18 protein-coding genes are annotated in these 16,012 nt (G+C 68.9%); 11 read left to right on the top strand and 7 right to left on the bottom strand.

Annotated features, from left to right (window positions below; translation table 11 throughout):
* The first annotated feature begins 60 nt into the window (after nt 1–60).
* The 11 genes from ACFXGJ_RS00695 to ACFXGJ_RS00645 all read left to right on the top strand — a co-directional run bounded on the left by ACFXGJ_RS00695 (nt 61) and on the right by ACFXGJ_RS00645 (nt 8,714).
* Nucleotides 61–390, top strand: coding sequence for a hydrogenase maturation nickel metallochaperone HypA (locus ACFXGJ_RS00695; RefSeq protein WP_378615421.1), 330 nt, complete (start codon nt 61–63; stop codon nt 388–390).
* A gap of 3 nt (nt 391–393) precedes the next feature.
* Entirely contained in the window at nt 394–1,212 is an 819-nt protein-coding gene (gene hypB / locus ACFXGJ_RS00690; protein ID WP_378615419.1) for a hydrogenase nickel incorporation protein HypB, read from the top strand.
* 106 nt (nt 1,213–1,318) lie between these two features.
* Nucleotides 1,319–2,374: a hydrogenase expression protein HypE gene (locus ACFXGJ_RS00685; protein ID WP_378615417.1), complete on the top strand. Its 1,056-nt coding sequence runs from the start codon at nt 1,319–1,321 to the stop codon at nt 2,372–2,374.
* 40 nt (nt 2,375–2,414) lie between these two features.
* Nucleotides 2,415–4,211, top strand: coding sequence for a nickel-dependent hydrogenase large subunit (locus ACFXGJ_RS00680; protein WP_378615415.1), 1,797 nt, complete (start codon nt 2,415–2,417; stop codon nt 4,209–4,211).
* Nucleotides 4,212–4,220: 9 nt separating this feature from the next.
* Nucleotides 4,221–5,156, top strand: a complete 936-nt coding sequence (locus tag ACFXGJ_RS00675; protein WP_378615413.1) for a NifU family protein — start codon at nt 4,221–4,223, stop codon at nt 5,154–5,156.
* Entirely contained in the window at nt 5,153–5,806 is a 654-nt protein-coding gene (locus tag ACFXGJ_RS00670; protein ID WP_378615411.1) for a DUF5947 family protein, read from the top strand. The genes ACFXGJ_RS00675 and ACFXGJ_RS00670 overlap by 4 nt, the downstream gene beginning before the upstream one ends.
* Entirely contained in the window at nt 5,803–6,444 is a 642-nt protein-coding gene (locus ACFXGJ_RS00665; protein ID WP_378615409.1) for a DUF6084 family protein, read from the top strand. Before ACFXGJ_RS00670 ends, ACFXGJ_RS00665 begins: the two co-directional genes overlap by 4 nt.
* Nucleotides 6,441–7,832, top strand: coding sequence for a hypothetical protein (locus ACFXGJ_RS00660; RefSeq protein ID WP_378615407.1), 1,392 nt, complete (start codon nt 6,441–6,443; stop codon nt 7,830–7,832). The genes ACFXGJ_RS00665 and ACFXGJ_RS00660 overlap by 4 nt, the downstream gene beginning before the upstream one ends.
* The gene (locus ACFXGJ_RS00655) at nt 7,829–7,948 is read left to right on the top strand and encodes a DUF6893 family small protein (protein WP_378615405.1); all 120 of its coding nucleotides are present in this window, start codon (nt 7,829–7,831) and stop codon (nt 7,946–7,948) included. Before ACFXGJ_RS00660 ends, ACFXGJ_RS00655 begins: the two co-directional genes overlap by 4 nt.
* Before the next feature lie 4 nt (nt 7,949–7,952).
* A complete protein-coding gene (locus ACFXGJ_RS00650) occupies nt 7,953–8,456 on the top strand; it encodes a hydrogenase maturation protease (RefSeq protein WP_378615403.1) in 504 nt (167 codons plus the stop codon).
* Nucleotides 8,457–8,459: 3 nt separating this feature from the next.
* Nucleotides 8,460–8,714, top strand: coding sequence for a HypC/HybG/HupF family hydrogenase formation chaperone (locus ACFXGJ_RS00645; protein ID WP_378615401.1), 255 nt, complete (start codon nt 8,460–8,462; stop codon nt 8,712–8,714).
* A gap of 21 nt (nt 8,715–8,735) precedes the next feature.
* On the opposite strand, the gene ACFXGJ_RS00640 is transcribed toward ACFXGJ_RS00645, so the two are convergent.
* From ACFXGJ_RS00640 to hypF, 7 genes are read right to left on the bottom strand one after another with little or no spacing between them, the layout of a single operon-like run.
* The gene (locus tag ACFXGJ_RS00640) at nt 8,736–9,494 is read right to left on the bottom strand and encodes a DUF6390 family protein (protein WP_378615399.1); all 759 of its coding nucleotides are present in this window, start codon (nt 9,492–9,494) and stop codon (nt 8,736–8,738) included.
* The gene (hypD, locus tag ACFXGJ_RS00635; RefSeq protein ID WP_378615397.1) at nt 9,495–10,628 is read right to left on the bottom strand and encodes a hydrogenase formation protein HypD; all 1,134 of its coding nucleotides are present in this window, start codon (nt 10,626–10,628) and stop codon (nt 9,495–9,497) included.
* A gap of 31 nt (nt 10,629–10,659) precedes the next feature.
* Nucleotides 10,660–10,932, bottom strand: coding sequence for a HypC/HybG/HupF family hydrogenase formation chaperone (locus tag ACFXGJ_RS00630; protein ID WP_378615395.1), 273 nt, complete (start codon nt 10,930–10,932; stop codon nt 10,660–10,662).
* Nucleotides 10,933–10,962: 30 nt separating this feature from the next.
* Nucleotides 10,963–12,069, bottom strand: coding sequence for a hydrogenase expression/formation protein HypE (gene hypE, locus ACFXGJ_RS00625; RefSeq protein ID WP_378615393.1), 1,107 nt, complete (start codon nt 12,067–12,069; stop codon nt 10,963–10,965).
* A complete protein-coding gene (locus ACFXGJ_RS00620; RefSeq protein WP_378615391.1) occupies nt 12,066–12,758 on the bottom strand; it encodes an SIS domain-containing protein in 693 nt (230 codons plus the stop codon). The genes hypE and ACFXGJ_RS00620 overlap by 4 nt, the downstream gene beginning before the upstream one ends.
* Nucleotides 12,755–13,492, bottom strand: a complete 738-nt coding sequence (locus ACFXGJ_RS00615; RefSeq protein ID WP_378615388.1) for a hydrogenase assembly protein HupF — start codon at nt 13,490–13,492, stop codon at nt 12,755–12,757. The genes ACFXGJ_RS00620 and ACFXGJ_RS00615 overlap by 4 nt, the downstream gene beginning before the upstream one ends.
* Nucleotides 13,489–15,891, bottom strand: a complete 2,403-nt coding sequence (gene hypF / locus ACFXGJ_RS00610; RefSeq protein WP_378615386.1) for a carbamoyltransferase HypF — start codon at nt 15,889–15,891, stop codon at nt 13,489–13,491. The genes ACFXGJ_RS00615 and hypF overlap by 4 nt, the downstream gene beginning before the upstream one ends.
* Nucleotides 15,892–16,012: the final 121 nt, after the last annotated feature.

Below are 16,012 nucleotides of genomic sequence, written 5' to 3'. Positions count from 1 at the left end.
GTTGTGCGGGCCATCGCGCGGTCATAGGGTGAAACGATCCGGGCCGGAACGGGGCCGCGCATGCACGAGATGTCGATCACCGCGAGCGTCGTGGACGCCGTGTGCGAGCGCGCGGCGGGCAGGCGGGTGCACAGCGTGACGATCCAAGCGGGGACCCTGTGTGCGGTGGTTCCCGAGTCGATGCAGTTCTGCTTCGAACTGGCCACCGAGGGCACGGTGATGGAGGGCGCACGCCTGGTCATCGAGCAGCCCCCGGGCCGGGCGCACTGCCGAAGCTGCGGTGCGGATTTCGCGCTGACCGACCTGATCCTGCTGTGTCCGTGCGGCAGCGCGGACGTCGAAGTCCTCTCCGGCCAGGAATTGCGGATTCTGTCGATGGAGGTGAGCTGAGCCATGTGTGCGACCTGCGGATGCGGTGACGGCGCCGCGGTGATCAACGCGGCCCACACGCATCCCCACGAGCATCCCCACGATCACGACCATCCCCACGAGCATCCCCACGATCACGACCATCCCCACGATCACGATCACTTGCCCCGCACCGAGACGATCTCACTCGAGCAGAAGGTCCTGGCCAAGAACGACGCGCAGGCCGCACAGGTCCGGCAGTGGCTCGAAGCCCGAGACATAGTGACCTTCAACATCACCAGCTCGCCGGGATCGGGCAAGACCACCCTCCTCGAACGCACCATCCGGGAACTGGCCGGGACCAGGCCGATCGCCGTCATCGAGGGCGACCAGGAGACGATGCTCGACGCCAACCGCATCAAGGCCGCCGGATGCCCGGTGGTGCAGGTGAACACCGGCGCCGGCTGTCACCTCGACGCGGAGATGATGCGCCGGGCGCTGGACAGCTTGCAGCCCGCGGACGGATCACTGCTGTTCGTGGAGAATGTCGGCAACCTGGTCTGCCCGGCGCTCTTCGACCTCGGTGAGCGCGGCAAGGTGGTGGTCATCTCGGTGACCGAGGGTTCCGACAAGCCGCTCAAGTACCCGCACATGTTCGCCGCGGCGACATTGGTGATCGTCAACAAGCTCGACCTGCTGCCGTACGTGGATTTCGACCTCGATGCCTGCGCCCGACACGCCCACTCGATCAATCCGAGCGTCGAGATCCTGCCACTGTCAGCGATCACCGGCGTCGGCGTAATCGATTGGTACACATGGATAAACGAGCAATTCGACTCACCGACGTCGGCGGCCGACCGTTGACAAGAGGCTTTCTGCAGGTGTACACCGTGATGAGCGTCACAAAAGTGGGCCGAGGGTCGACTCCGGTGGCGCAGGGGATGGTGCTCGTCCCTGGGAGGCGGCGGACATGCCGACACAAGCAGCAATCGAAGCCGAGGACACCCTGATCCACGTCCTGTGGATCAACGCGGGACTCAGTTGCGACGGGGATTCCGTCGCGTTGACCGCCGCAATGCAGCCCAGCGTGGAGGAGATCGCGCTCGGGGCGCTTCCCGGACTGCCGAAGATCGCGATGCACTGGCCCCTGATCGACTTCGAGTGCGGCCCGGCCGGCGGTGCCGACGATTTCCTGGAGTGGTTCTGGAAGGCGGACCGAGGCGAACTCGAACCGTTCGTACTGGTCGTGGAGGGATCGATCCCCAACGAGCAACTGCACGACGAGGGCTACTGGTGCGGATTCGGCAACAATCCGGCCACCGGTCAGCCCGTCACGACGAGTGAGTGGCTCGACCGGCTCGCACCGAAGGCCACGGTCGTCGTGGCTGCGGGCACGTGCGCGTGCTACGGCGGCATTCACGCCATGGCCGGCAATCCCACCGGCGCGATGGGTGTTCCGGACTACCTCGGCTGGAGCTGGAAGACCAAGGCGGGCATACCCATCGTCTGCGTACCCGGGTGCCCGATCCAGCCGGACAACCTGTCCGAAACCCTCACCTACCTGCTGTACCAGGCGACCGCACAGGCCCCCATGATTCCCCTCGACGAATCGCACCGCCCGCAATGGCTGTTCGGACAGACCGTGCACGAGGGCTGCGACCGGGCCGGCTACTACGAACAGGGCGACTTCGCCACCGAGTACGACTCGCTGAAATGTCTTGTCAAACTCGGCTGTTGGGGTCCCGTCGTCCGGTGCAACGTCCCCAAACGGGGCTGGATGGCCGGCATCGGCGGCTGCCCGAACGTCGGCGGCATCTGCATCGGCTGCACCATGCCCGGATTCCCGGACAAGTTCATGCCGTTCATGGACGAGCCGCCGGGCGGGAAGCTGTCGAGCACCGCCTCGGAGATCTACGGATCGGTGATCCGCACACTGCGCGCCGTCACCGGCAAGACCCTCGAGAAAGAACCGCGCTGGCGTGCTCGCGGCGACACGCTGACCACCGGAGCGACCCGAACCTGGTAGACGAGCGCTTCCGGAACGCCCTGCTCTGAGAGGTGACTCGATGACCACGATCGTTCCCGGATCTTCCGGCAACTCCGCGTCCGACGACGGACTGGTGGAAATGGCGTGGGATCCGATCACGCGCATCGTCGGCAGCCTCGGTATCTATACCAAGGTCGACTTCAAGAACTCCGAGGTGGCCGAGTGCCACAGCACGTCCTCGATCTTCCGCGGGTACTCGATATTCATGAAGGGCAAGGACCCGCGCGACGCGCACTTCATTACGAGCCGGATCTGCGGCATCTGCGGCGACAACCACGCCACCTGTTCGTGTTACACGCAGAACATGGCATACGGCGTCCGCCCCCCTCACCTCGGCGAGTGGCTGTTCAACCTCGGCGAAGCGGCCGAGTACATGTTCGACCACAACATCTTTCAAGAGAACCTCGTCGCCGTCGACTACTGCGAGAAGATGGTGGCAGAGACGAACCCCAGTGTGCTGGCGCGGGCCGAGAACGCCAGGTCGCCGCACGAGGAGGACCACGGCTACCGCACCATCGCCGACATCATGCGGGCGCTCAACCCGTTCACCGGCGAGTTCTACCGCGAGGCACTGCAGGTCAGTCGCATGACCCGGGAGATGTTCTGCCTCATGGAGGGTCGGCACGTCCACCCGTCCACGCTCTACCCAGGCGGAATCGGCACCGTCGCAACAGTCCAGTTGATGACCGACTACATGACCCGGCTCATGCGGTACATCGAGTTCATGAAGAAGGTCGTGCCCATGCACGACGACCTGTTCGACTTCTTCTACGAGGCACTACCCGGATACGACAAGGTGGGGCTGCGGCGGACGCTGCTCGGCTGCTGGGGCGCATTCCAGGACCCGGCGGTGTGCAACTTCGCGTACAAGGACATGACCGACTGGGGCAGATCGATGTTCGTCACCCCCGGCATCGTGGTGGACGGCAAACAGATCACCACCGATCTCGTCGACATCAACCTCGGGATTCGCATTCTGCTCGGTTCCTCCTACTACGAGGACTGGTCGGATCAGGAGATGTTCGTGACCACCGACCCGCTGGGCAACCCGGTGGACCGGCGTCACCCATGGAACCAGCACACCAACCCGCAGCCCCAGAAGCGCGACCTGGAGGACAAGTACAGCTGGGTGATGTCGCCGCGATGGTTCGACGGCAAGGACCACCTCGCGCTCGACACCGGAGGAGGCGCGCTGGCACGTATGTGGAACACAGCCCTGGCGGGCCTCGTCGACGTGGGGTACGTGAAGTCGACGGGACACAGCGTGCAGATCAACTTCCCCAAGACCGCGCTGAAGGGGCCGGTCCAGCTGGAGTGGAAGGTTCCGTCGCAGGGCAGCAACACCATCGAGCGCAACCGCGCCCGCACCTACTTCCAGGCCTACGCCGCGGCGGCCGCGCTGCATTTCGTCGAGAAGGCGCTGGTCGAGATCCGCGCCGGCCGGACCAAGACGTGGGAGAAGTTCGAGGTGCCGGACGAAGGAATCGGATGCGGCTTCACCGAGGCCGTGCGTGGGGTCCTCTCGCATCACATGGTGATCCGGGACGGCAAGATCGCCAATTACCACCCCTATCCGCCGACCCCGTGGAACGCCAGCCCCCGCGACAGCTACGGCACACCGGGCCCGTACGAGGACGCCGTGCAGGGCCTGCACATCTTCGAGGAGAACGGTCGCGACGACTTCAAGGGCATCGACATCATGCGCACGGTGCGCAGCTTCGACCCCTGCCTGCCCTGTGGCGTGCACATGTACCTCGGCGACGGCAGGACACTCGAGAAGCTGCACTCACCGACGCAGTCCCTGACCGGCGAGTGACCAGCGGCCATGGACGGGCCGGACGAAGGCACCGCGACAGGAACGGACGCCCCCGACGGGTGGCGCGGCGCGGGCGAACGTATCGACGCACTACTCGATGCCAGCGCGGCCGGCGGCGCGGTCGGGCGGGAACGCGCCGAGCAACTGGTGCGTGAGGTGGTCGACCTGTACGGCGACGGGCTGCAACGGATCCTGCTGCTACTGCGCCGTCGGGACGACACCCTGATCGACGTTCTCGCAAGGGACGAGTTGGTGTCGAGCCTGCTGCTGGTGCACGGGTTGCACCCACACGACGTGACCACCCGGGTTCGTCGCGCCCTCGACAGCGTCCGGCCGTACCTGGGTTCACACGGTGGGGACGTGGAACTGCTCGGCGTCGACGACGGCGTAGTTCGACTGCAACTGACGGGCAGCTGCCGGGGTTGCCCCTCGTCGGCGGTGACGCTCGAGCTCGCGGTCGAGGAGGCGGTGCGGGCGGCGGCCCCCGAGACCACGTCGATCGTGGTGGCCGGCGCGGAACCGGCGTCCGCCTCGACCGCCGGGCTGATCTCAGCGGAGTCGCTGCTCGCCCGGGTGCGTGCCGATGCGGGCACCGGGTCATGGGTCCCGGCAGCGGAGCTGGCGGGGCTGGGGTCCGGTGAGGTCGGGGGATTCTCGGTCGCCGGCCTGCCGTTGTTGGCGTGCCGTCTCGGCGACGACCTGTACGCGTACCGCGACCGGTGTCCGGCGTGCACCAACTCGCTCGCCGGGGCGATCCTCGGGCGCCGGGTCGGGGGTTCGACGGCCGATGCGGTGCTGACCTGCCCGACGTGTCGCGAACACTACGACGTGCGTCGCGCGGGGGCCGCGATCGGCGGGTCCGGTGGACACCTCTCGCCGCTTCCGGTCCTGGTCCGCGACGGCGTGCTCTCGGTGGCCGTCCCCGCCGCGGAGGTGGCGGGATGACCGGGTCGGGGGTGCGCTGCGGACCGTCGCTGGCGACCCTGACCCGGCTCGCGTCGACGCGTCCACCCCCCGTCGGGGAACGCTGCGAGATGTGCGCCGAGCCGATCGCCGAGCCGCATCCCCACGTGGTGAACGTGCAGGCGCGAGCGCTGATGTGCGTGTGCCGCGGCTGCTACCTGCTGTTCACCGACCCGGACGCCGAACTGCGCTATCGCGCCGTTCCCGACCGCTACCTGAGCTTCCCGGACTTCGAACTGCTGCCGGGACTGTGGGACGAACTACAGATACCGGTCGGCTTGGCATTCGTGTTCCGGAACTCGCGGCTGGACCGGAGCACTGCCTTCTACCCAGGTCCGGCCGGCGCCACCGAGTCCGAGCTGCCGCTGGGCGCGTGGGACGCGGTGCTCGCGGCGAATCCGGCGCTCGGCCTGCTCGCGCCCGACACCGAGGCGCTCCTGATCCGGGTGCCCGAGCAGGCGGGCGTGCCGGACTGCCATCTGGTGCCGATCGACGCCTGCTACGAACTGGTCGGACGCCTGCGCCGGGTCTGGCGCGGGTTCGACGGCGGCGGCGAGGCCCGTGCAGCGATCGACGACTTCTTCGACGGGGTCGCCCGCCGAAGCCGCCCTGCACCGGAGGTGCGAGCGTGAGCGAGCTGACCTTCACCGTGCTCGACGTGGCGCCGGAACGCTACGCGGTCGCACCGAATCTGACCGCTCGGCTCCGCATCGACGAGTCCACCGGCGCCACCGTGCACGCCCTCGCGCTGCGCTGCCAGGTGCGGATCGAACCGCAACGCCGCCGGTACACCGAGGCGGAGGCCGGCGGCCTGATCGACCTGTTCGGGCCGACCGAACGATGGCGGTCGACGCTGCGGGCCTTCCCCTGGCTGCAGTGCTCGGTCACGCTGCCCGGGTTCACGGGCACCAGCGAGGTGGAGCTGGCGATGCCGTGCACGTACGACTTCGAGGTCTCGGCGTCCAAGTACCTGCACGCCCTCGGCGAGGGCACGGTGCCGCTCGTATTCCTCTTCAGCGGGACGGTGTTCACCCGCGGCGCCGCCGGATTCGGTGTGGAAGCGATACCGTGGGACCGCGAGGCGGACTACGACATGCCCGCCGTGGTGTGGCGGAACCTGATGCAGGAGCACTTCCCGAACAGTGGATGGATCCGGCTGGACGCGGACACCCTGCGCACCCTGACCCGCTACAAGTCCGGCCGTGGCCTGCTGAGCCTCGACGCGGCGGTGGTCGAACTGCTGCAGGGCGCGGGGGAGTCGGTCGGATGATCGCGCCCGAGAGCCTCGCCCGAGCCCGCGCTGTGGCGGACGCGGTGCTCTACGAGGGCTACCTGCTGTACCCCTACCGGGCCACCTCACCGAAGAACAGGTCGCGCTGGCAGTTCGGCGTGCTCGGACCGCCCGGCGCCACGGCGGCCGGGGTAGGCGAGGACGCCCTGATGAGCACCGAATTCCTGCTGCAACCGTGCACCGACCGCGCCGAGATCGACCTGACGCTGCGCTTTCTGCAGCTGCAGCGGCGCGCCGTCGAACGCGCCGAGGACGACGGGACCTTCACACCCGCAACCGGACTGACCGTCGGGCCGATCGACTGGCTCAGCTGGGACGAGGCGGTCGAGTGCGAGGTGCCGCTCGGCACGCACGCGGCGGCGGCCCTGACGGCGGGCCTGCGCCTCCCGGTTCGGGTGGACGGCGGGTCGACGGTCGAGCTGCTCCGCGACGGTGCGGGATCGGTGGCCGGCCGGGTGCTCCGGACTCGACGGTCGCTGCAGGCGGAGGTCCGTGTTCGTGCCGAGTTCGACGGCGGGTTGATCCACCTCGCCGTCGAGGTGGAGAACGCCTGCCCGGACACTATTTCCGCCACCGAGACGAGCGGGACGGCAACCGCGCGGTCCCTCATCGGGGCCCACTTGATGGTCGGCGCGTCCGACGGCCGCTTCGTATCGCTGCTCGAACCGCCCGGACCGTTCGAACGTGCCGCGGCGACGTGCCGGCAGCATCGTTGCTTCCCGGTGCTTGCGGGGTGCCCCGGCGAATCCGGGCTGATGCTCGTGTCGCCGATCATCTTGTACGACTATCCGGAAGTCGCCGAGCAGAGCACCGGAGCGCTGTTCGACGCCACCGAGATCGACGAGATTCTCCACCTGCGTGTGATGACGCTGACCGACGAGGAGAAGGCACAGGCCCGCGCCACCGACCCACTCGCCGCGGCGATCATCGACCGCTGCGACGACCTCGGCCCGGCGGCGATGGCGCGTCTGCACGGGACCCGGCGTGACCCACCCCACGACCTCGGCCTCGTCCCCGAACTGTCCGACGGCACCCCGTGGTGGGATCCGGAGGCGGACACCGCGGTTCGACCGGAGGTGGACGGCGTTCTGGTCGAGGGGGTGCGCATCGCCAAGGGGAGCGTGGTCCGCCTCCGCCCGTCGCGCCGCGCGGACGCCCAGGACCTGTTCTACGGCGGGCGCACGGCCCGCGTGGCCACGGTGCACGGCGACGTGGACGGGGCGATCCACGTCGGGGTCACGCTGATCGACGACCCCGCAGCAGAACTGCACGACTGGTACGGCCGGTACCTCTACTTCGCCCCCGACGAGCTGGAACCACTGGAGCCGGAGGAGTTGTCCGCCGGCGACGAGGAAGGAACGCCATGAGAGTCGTCGGACGGATTTCCACGGCCCTGCTCGCAGTGGGGGTGATCGCCGCGGTCGCGGTCACGGTCGTCTCGATCCCGGACATCAAGCGCTACCTGCGCATGCGGCAGATGTGACGCGATGCGCGAGTGCCGCGTGCTGATCGCCGGGATCGGCAACGTCTTCCTCGGCGACGACGGGTTCGGTCCCGAGGTGCTGCGCCGGATGACCGGGGTGTCGCTGCCGCCGGGTACCCGCGCGGTCGACTTCGGCATCCGCGGGGTGCATCTGGCGTACGAGCTGCTCGACGACTGGGACGCCCTGGTCCTCGTCGACGCTCTGCCGAATCGCGGTGCGCCGGGAACGATCCGGGTGTTCGAGGTCGACCCGGAGCGGATCGCCCGCGGCGGCGGGCTCGACGCGCACGGCATGGACCCGGCCGCGGTGTTCGCCTGCCTGGACGCGCTCGGCGGCACCCTGCCCCGCACCGTTGTCGTCGGCTGCCAGGTGGCCGCCGTCGAGGACGGGATCGGACTGTCCGGCGAGGTGGCGGCCGTTGTGGACGACGCGGCCGCCACCGTCGCGGCAGTCGTGGCCGAACTCGGCGCACCGGTCGCGGCGAGGCCGCCGGGCGTGGGGGACTGAATCATGTGCCTGGGCATTCCGGGGCGGGTACTGAGCCTGCTCGACGGGTACGGCGGTCAGCTCGCGCTGGTCGACGTCGCCGGCGAGCAACGGAAGGTGAACATCGGCATGCTCGACGAGGACGCCCGTCCGGCGCCGGGCGACTGGGTGGTCATTCACATGGGTTTCGCCGTCGAGAAGACGGACCAGGCGGGTGCCGAACGAGCCATGGCCGGGCTGGAGCTGATGGGGCGCAGCCGCGACGACGCGGCGGAGTGACGAACCGGCCACGCGATCGGCTCAGTCGTTGTGCGCCCGAGCGGCAAGCCTGAGATTGGTGCGTTCGAGCTGCCATCTGGTCCAGAACTCCAGGCTCGCCTCCTGCTGAGTGTCGAGGCGGTCGCACACGAAGTCCCAGTGCATCGCCACCCGGTCGCCCACGCTCAGATCGGACACGAACGTCCCGCCGCCGGGCACCCGGTACCGGGTCACGCACTCGCGGTCCGGCCCGAGGCCGAGCGCGGTGCCGTCGAAGACGAGCGGGCTGGACCGCACCACCGTGTCGTGCTCGCGCACCTCGGTGACCGTGCCCCAGCCGATCCGGCAGGAATCGAGCACCTGAAGCGGTTGCGGTGCACCGGATCCGAGTAGCCGCGACCACGGGTAGACGCCGAACACGTGGAATGCGTGCGTAGGTGCGGCCTCGCCGAGCAGTTCGGGTGTCAGGTGGGCCCAGTAGTGCCCGGCCTGCGCGGCCAACCGGTCCAGCAGCCGACGGCCGAATCGGTTCCGGTCGATCCGGTCGGTGAGCTCACTGCCGGTCCAGTAGGCCCGACCGACCTCCTCGTCCAACGGGTCCGCGATCCCGGACAGCTCGGCGACGAGCCGCTGGTAGGGCCAGGCGCCGCTGAACCGTCGCGCCAGCGACGGGACGTCCGCGTCACCGCCGCTGCCGCACGCCACCGACTCGAGCGTGTGTGTGTCCTCCGGACCGCAGTACCCGAGGGCGTTGGGCGCGTACGCATACCGGGCGAACAGCCGGTGACCGGGCGTCGGCACTCACGCCTCCGGGCGTTGCCCGACCAGCAGCGCGGTCTCCCGGTGCAACCGGCCGAAGTTGTAGTACGCCGCGCAGGCGCCCTCGGGGGACACCATGCAGGTCCCGATCGGCGTCTCCGGGGTGCAGGCGGTGCCGAACACCTTGCACTCCCACGGCTTGATGACACCCTTGAGCACCTCCCCGCACTGGCAGGCCTTGGGATCCGCCACCCGGACACCGGGCATCGAGAACTTCTCCTCGGCGTCGAACTCGGCATAGTCACGATGGATCTTCAGCGCGCTCTGGGAGATGAATCCGAGACCACGCCATTCGAAGTGCGGTCGCAGTTCGAACGTCTCGGCCATCAGCTTCAGCGCCTGCGTGTTGCCCTCCGGCCGGACCACCCGAATGTACTGGTTCTCCACCTCGCACCGACCGTCCCGGATCTGCCGCAGCAGCATGTGCACGGACGCCAGGATGTCGAGGGGTTCGAACCCTGCGACCACAATGGGTTTCCCGTACACCTCGGGCACGAAACGGTAGGGGCGCAGACCCACCACGGTCGAGACGTGGCCGGGGCCGAGAAAGCCCGACAGCCTCAGGTCCGGGGACTCGAGGATCGCCTTGATCGGCGGCACGATGGTGACGTGGTTGCAGAAGACGGTGAAGTTCTTCACGCCCAACTGCCTGGCCCGCACCAAGGTCACCGCCGTCGACGGAGCGGTGGTCTCGAATCCGACGGCGAAGAACACCACCTCCTTGTCCGGATTGTCGACAGCCACCTTCAGCGCGTCCAGCGGGGAGTAGACGAACCGGACGTCGGCGCCGCGGGCCTTCGCCTCGATCAGGTTGCCCCGCGAGCCCGGCACCCGCATCATGTCTCCGAAGGTGGTGAAGACGACGCCCGACCGCTCGGCGAGCGACATGGCGTCGTCGACGCGGCCCATCGGGATGACGCACACCGGGCAGCCGGGGCCGTGCACCAGTTCGACATTCGGCGGCAACAGGTGCTCGATCCCATGCCGGTAGATCGTGTGGGTGTGGCCGCCGCACACCTCCATGAACTTGAACTCGTCGTCGCCCGCGAGTTCGACGATCGACTTCACCAGCGCCCGCGCCGCAGCCGGATCACGGAATTCGTCCACGAATTTCATCGCGCCGCCTCGTTTCGCTCGTCGCCCGTCGTCAGGCGATCTCGGTCGAGTTGTATGCGTCGATCTCGTTGACGTAGTCGGCCCCCATCTTCTTCACCTGGTCGAGGGTCAACTGCGCCTCGGCCTCGTCGATCTTCGACATCGCGAAGCCGACGTGCACGAGCACCCAGTCGCCGACCGCTGGGCCGGTGTCCGCGAGCAGGCGCACGCTGATGACGCGACGTATGCCGTTCACGTCCACCTTGGCGAGATGCTGGTCGGCGTCGACGATCTCGACGACCTGGCCCGGTATGCCCAGACACATTGCCTTCTCCTTCCTCCGATCGTGGCCCGCTCAGCAGATCCGCGGGAGCGGGTCACCGACGAGCATGTCCACGATCCGGCTGCCGCCGAACGCCGTGCGCAACGCCACGATGCCCTCCGGTTCGCTCATCACCTCGCCGATCACCTCGGCCGCGGCGCCGAGTGGGTGCGCACGCATCGCCGCGAGCGCCGAATCTGCCTCCGCCGCAGGGACCACCGCGATGAACTTGCCCTCGTTCGCGACGTACAACGGGTCGATGCCCAGCAGGTCACAGGCACCGAGCACCTGCTGCTGGACGGGAAGTGCCTGCTCGTCGATCACCACCGCGACGCCGGCGCTCTGCGCGAGCTCGTTGCACACCGTGCCGACTCCGCCCCGGGTGGCGTCGCGCATCCACCGTGTCGACGGCGCGGCCGCGAGCATCGCCTCGACGAGCAAGTTCACCGGCGCGGTGTCGGAGGCGATGTCGGCCTCGATCGCGAGTTCACCGCGCGCGAGCATCACCGCCATGCCGTGTTCGCCGATCGTGCCCGACACCAGAACCTTGTCGCCGGGCCGCACCAGCTCGACCGACATCCGCCGGCCGGCGGGAATCACCCCGACGCCGGCGGTGGAGATGAACATCCCGTCGGCCGCACCCTTGCCCACCACCTTGGTGTCGCCCGTGACAATCTGCACACCCGCGGCCTGCGCGGAGTCGCGCATGTCCGCCACGATCTCCTGCAGCCGCGCGATCTCGAAGCCCTCTTCGATGACGAATCCGGCCGACAACCACTGCGGCCTTGCCCCCGACACGGCCAGATCGTTGACGGTGCCGTGCACCGCCAGGTTGCCGATCGAGCCCCCCGGAAACTGCAGTGGCTGAACGACGTACGAGTCGGTGGAGAACGCCAGTCGGTCGCCCCCGGGCACCGCCAGGACCGCGGCGTCTCCCAGTTGTTCGAGCTCGGGGTTGCGAAAGGCCTCGACGAAGACGGTGTCGATCAGCGCCGCGGACGACTTTCCGCCGGCGCCGTGTGCGAGCGTCACCACCGATTCGAGCAGCCGGGGCCGCCGCTTGCGGAAGGCGTCTATCCGGTCGAGTACGCGCCCCTCCCGTTCCGCCGGGGTGGCGGGCTGCGACGGTGACCTGGTCATTGCGATTCCCCCGATCCTGACGCCCCGCTGCGCGGCGCGGGCTGGGTCATGTGCGTCTGCACCGCGGACCAGAGCGCGTACCCGACCAGGGCGTGGCTTTCCTGGATGCGATGGATGCTCTGCGAGCGAATGGTGAAACAGAAGTCGAGATCCGGGCTGGTGGCCATCCGGCACCCGTCGTGCCCCGCGAACCCGATCGTGAGCAGGCCTCGCTTCCTCGCTTCGGCGAGCGCAGTCAGCAGGTCGTCGGAGTTCCCCGACGTCGACAGCGCGATGGCGATGTCAGGTTCGGCGGCGTGCGCGATGATCTGGCGAGAGAAGATCAGTTCGAATCCGACGTCGTTGCCCAGCGCGGTCACGACGGCCTGATCCGCCGCCAGCGACCACGCCGCGACGGGCCGCCCGCGCGCGGGTCGACTGAAGAGCGAGGCCAACGTCGCCGCGTCCGTCGAGCTTCCGCCGTTGCCGAACGTGTAGAGGCGCCCGCGTCTTCCGAAGCGTTCGGCCATCCGCGCACCGGCATCGCGCACCGACACCCCCCATTCGTCGAGGGAGGCGCGCTGCAGGCGGGCGCTCTCGGCGGCTTTGCCCCTGGCGGACTCGGCGAGGCCGGACAGCAACGTTTCGGTGTCGCGTTCCTCGGCATCGATGAACGGGTACAGGAAGTTCGTGCTCTCACGCTCGGTCATGCCACCCCCTCGTCGCCGATGCGGGTCAACGCCGCCCCGCCGTGCACGAGGAGCAGGTCGTCGACGGACACCTCGCCGACCACGGTCACGTCGACGTACTCCTCACCGGTTGCCGTACGCACCAACGCCGAGTCCAGCGCCGTCGCGGGCGGCAGCAGGACTTCCGCGAGCCTGCCCTCGTCGCCGCACGTCACGCACGACTCGCCGGCGCAGTCGTCGGTGGTCGGCGTCAACAGGCCGGGATGCTCGAAGCAGACGTGGGTCAGCTCCCAGAGCAGGTGGTACATCAGCACGAACCGACCGGTGGCCGGCACCATCGGGTCGTCGGAGGGCACCCACAGGATGTGGGTGGCGGTTCCGGCGGGGGGCCGCTCGCCGGAACCGATCCAGATCGTGTCGGTCCCCCAGGCGGGGGACCGGCGCATGATGCCGCGCACCTGGGGCTGGTCGGCGGACGCCACAGCGATGATCACGTCGCCCGGACGCGCGGCGACCCGACATTGTGCGAGGGGGTCCGGTTCGACGAGCGCGACCGACGGCAGGGCCCGCTTGCCCATGATCACCGGATGGACGAACTCCACCGCGACGTGATGTGCGTGCGGTTCCCACTGCGGTGACACCACCCACAGGGTGGCGCCCGCGGCGAACCGACGTGCCAACGAGAGCGCTGCGGCCGCGAGGTCGGCGGACAGTTCGTCGCCGATCAGCGGCGCGTCGGGCAGTGTCACCGTCATGTCGTCACTCCGATCGCCGGCTTCTCCGAGGTCACCGTGCTTTCGGGCGCCGCTGCCGCCGGGCGGCGCTCCGCGAGCGCGGCCCGGCCGAGAACCGCCTGTCCCAGCGAGATCCCGCCGTCGTTGGCCGGCACCTGCGCGTGCACGAGCACCTCGAACCCCCGCGCACAGAGATCGCGTCGCAGCATCCCGAGGAGCAGGCGGTTCTGGAACACCCCACCGGTCAGCCCGACAACCGTCACGCCCGTCCGTTCGCCGGCGTCCGCGACCAGTCGGGCGGTTGCCTGCGCGAGGGCCTGGTGGAACCCGAGTGCCAGCGCGGCGCGACCGGTCCCGGCGCGCAGGGCCTCGACCAGGTCGCCAATCATCGTGTCGAACACCAACTCGTCGCCGACGACGCGCATCGTCACGCGGACGGGTCGCGACGCCGACCTGGCGAGTGTCTCGAGTTCGATCGCGGCCTGCGCCTCGTAGCTGATCCGGTGCCGGACACCGAGCAACGAGGAGACCCCGTCGAACAGGCGGCCGACGCTGGTGGTCCGCACGCATCCGATGCCCGAGCCCAGCTGCGACTCCACCACGGCACGCTCGTCCGCCGCGAGGGCGAGGGTGCAAGGCAGGTCGTCGACGTCGCGAACACCGGCCTCGTGTAACAACGACATCGCGACCCTGGCGGGATTGCGCACCCCCGCGTCTCCGCCCGGCAGCCAGAACGGATGCAGATGTCCCGCGCGGCGGGCGTCGAGAATGCCCGGCCCCACCTCGAGTAGCTCACCGCCCCAGATCGTGCGATCACAGCCGTAACCGGTGCCGTCGAATGCCACACCGAGCACTCGGGAGCCGACGCGGCCGTGTTCGGCCATGAGCGCGGCCACGTGCGCGTGATGGTGCTGCACGGTACGCAGCGGGATGCCCTCCTGGTCACAGAATCGTCGCGCCCACTGTCCGGTCGAGTAGTCCGGATGCTCGTCCGCGACCACGAGCTCGGGCACCGACCGATGCACCGCCGCCAGCTGCCGAACCGAACGCTCGAATGCCCGCCGGCTCTCCAAGGTGCCCATGTCACCGAGATGCGCCGAGCAGAAGGCGAAGTCCTGCCTGGTCAGGCAGAAGGTGTTCTTCACCTCGGCACCGACCGCGAGCACCGCCGGACCCGGCGACTGCAACACCACCGGTAGCGGCGCGAAGCCCCGCGACCGCCGAATCGGGACCGGCGCACCATCGGACACCGCGAGCACCGAATCCTCGCAGGGCACCGCGATGTCGCGATCGTGCATCAGAAACACGTCGGCGATGGCGCCGAGCCGCGACCGCGCATCGGCATTCTCGAAGCACAGCGGCTCGCCACTGAGATTGCCGGAGGTCATCACCAGAAGCTCGGGCGCGGCCGGGGCGTCGTCCCCGGGTACCGGGTCGAACAGCAGCTGGTGCAGCGGGGAGTACGGGAGCATGAGGCCGAGCTCGTCGATGTCCGGCGCCACCTGCTCTGCGACCACGCCGTGTTCGTGCTTGTGCACCAACACGATCGGCCTCGCCGGGTGCTGCAACAGTTCGTCCTCGACGGCGCCCACCCGGGCCGCCCGCGCCGCGACCGACACGTCGCGGGCCATCACGGCAAAGGGTTTCGCGAGCCGGTGCTTGCGGGTGCGTAGGCGAGCGACCGCGGATGCGCTCGTGGCATCGCACACCAGGTGGAAGCCCCCGACACCCTTGATCGCGACCGTCAGTCCGTCCCGCAGCGCGCGTTGCGCCGCGCGCAGCACCTCGTCGTTTCCGTCGACCCTGCGGCCGGCCACCTCGAGGAACACCCGGGGCCCACAGTCGTGGCAGCAGATCGGTTGCGCGTGGTAGCGGCGATTCGTCGGGTCCCGGTACTCCCGCGCGCACGCGGCACACATCGGGAATTTCGCCATCGTGGTGGCCGGACGGTCGTAGGGCAGGTCGGTGATGACGGTCAACCGAGGACCGCAGTTGGTGCAGTTGACGAAGGGATGGCGGTAGCGGCGATCGGTCTGATCGCGCAGTTCGCGCAGGCAGTCGACGCAGGTTGCGGTGTCCGGCGGCATCAAGGTGCGGGCACCAGCCGAGTGCACACTGTCGACGATCCGGAACTCCGAATCACCCTGCGTCGGCACCGTTTCGGACACGAGATCCACGACGACCGCGATCGGTGGGGCATCGGCCCGCAACCGGCGGACGAACTGGTCGAGCACCTGGGGATGCCCCTCCACCTCGACGAACACACCACCGTCGTCGTTTCCACAGCATCCGCCGACCTCCAGGTCGGAGGCGAGGCGCGCGACGAACGGTCGGAAGCCAACGCCCTGAACGATTCCTCGCACGGTGACGCGGCGACGCTCGGACTTGGCGCGGGCTCTCGCTCGTACGTGGCTGCCCATACACGACTCCGCATCGATGTACCGCTGGCCTCGCACCCAAGGCTCGGGCTACGACCGGCCTTCATCGGATCTTGCTCCTCACCGGCCCGGCCTGCAAGGCCCGACCCCGCGACCTATTCCC

Origin of the sequence: Rhodococcus sp. NPDC059234, assembly GCF_042754225.1 — a bacterium.
Lineage (GTDB): Bacteria > Actinomycetota > Actinomycetes > Mycobacteriales > Mycobacteriaceae > Rhodococcus_G.
The sequence above is the reverse complement of the archived record's forward strand: the minus strand, read 5'-3'. Positions and strand labels throughout refer to the sequence as shown.

Bases quoted from the DNA above. Each gene is read 5' to 3' on its own strand.
- ACFXGJ_RS00685 (WP_378615417.1), top strand. From the start codon at position 1,319: ATGCCGACACAAGCAGCAATCGAAGCCGAGGACACCCTGATCCACGTC.
- ACFXGJ_RS00655 (WP_378615405.1), top strand. From the start codon at position 7,829: ATGAGAGTCGTCGGACGGATTTCCACGGCCCTGCTCGCAGTGGGGGTG.
- ACFXGJ_RS00670 (WP_378615411.1), top strand. From the start codon at position 5,153: ATGACCGGGTCGGGGGTGCGCTGCGGACCGTCGCTGGCGACCCTGACC.
- ACFXGJ_RS00660 (WP_378615407.1), top strand. From the start codon at position 6,441: ATGATCGCGCCCGAGAGCCTCGCCCGAGCCCGCGCTGTGGCGGACGCG.
- hypB (WP_378615419.1), top strand. From the start codon at position 394: ATGTGTGCGACCTGCGGATGCGGTGACGGCGCCGCGGTGATCAACGCG.
- ACFXGJ_RS00650 (WP_378615403.1), top strand. From the start codon at position 7,953: ATGCGCGAGTGCCGCGTGCTGATCGCCGGGATCGGCAACGTCTTCCTC.
- ACFXGJ_RS00675 (WP_378615413.1), top strand. From the start codon at position 4,221: ATGGACGGGCCGGACGAAGGCACCGCGACAGGAACGGACGCCCCCGAC.
- hypD (WP_378615397.1), bottom strand. From the start codon at position 10,628: ATGAAATTCGTGGACGAATTCCGTGATCCGGCTGCGGCGCGGGCGCTG.
- hypF (WP_378615386.1), bottom strand. From the start codon at position 15,891: ATGGGCAGCCACGTACGAGCGAGAGCCCGCGCCAAGTCCGAGCGTCGC.
- ACFXGJ_RS00680 (WP_378615415.1), top strand. From the start codon at position 2,415: ATGACCACGATCGTTCCCGGATCTTCCGGCAACTCCGCGTCCGACGAC.
- ACFXGJ_RS00695 (WP_378615421.1), top strand. From the start codon at position 61: ATGCACGAGATGTCGATCACCGCGAGCGTCGTGGACGCCGTGTGCGAG.
- ACFXGJ_RS00645 (WP_378615401.1), top strand. From the start codon at position 8,460: ATGTGCCTGGGCATTCCGGGGCGGGTACTGAGCCTGCTCGACGGGTAC.
- hypE (WP_378615393.1), bottom strand. From the start codon at position 12,069: ATGACCAGGTCACCGTCGCAGCCCGCCACCCCGGCGGAACGGGAGGGG.
- ACFXGJ_RS00615 (WP_378615388.1), bottom strand. From the start codon at position 13,492: ATGACGGTGACACTGCCCGACGCGCCGCTGATCGGCGACGAACTGTCC.
- ACFXGJ_RS00620 (WP_378615391.1), bottom strand. From the start codon at position 12,758: ATGACCGAGCGTGAGAGCACGAACTTCCTGTACCCGTTCATCGATGCC.
- ACFXGJ_RS00630 (WP_378615395.1), bottom strand. From the start codon at position 10,932: ATGTGTCTGGGCATACCGGGCCAGGTCGTCGAGATCGTCGACGCCGAC.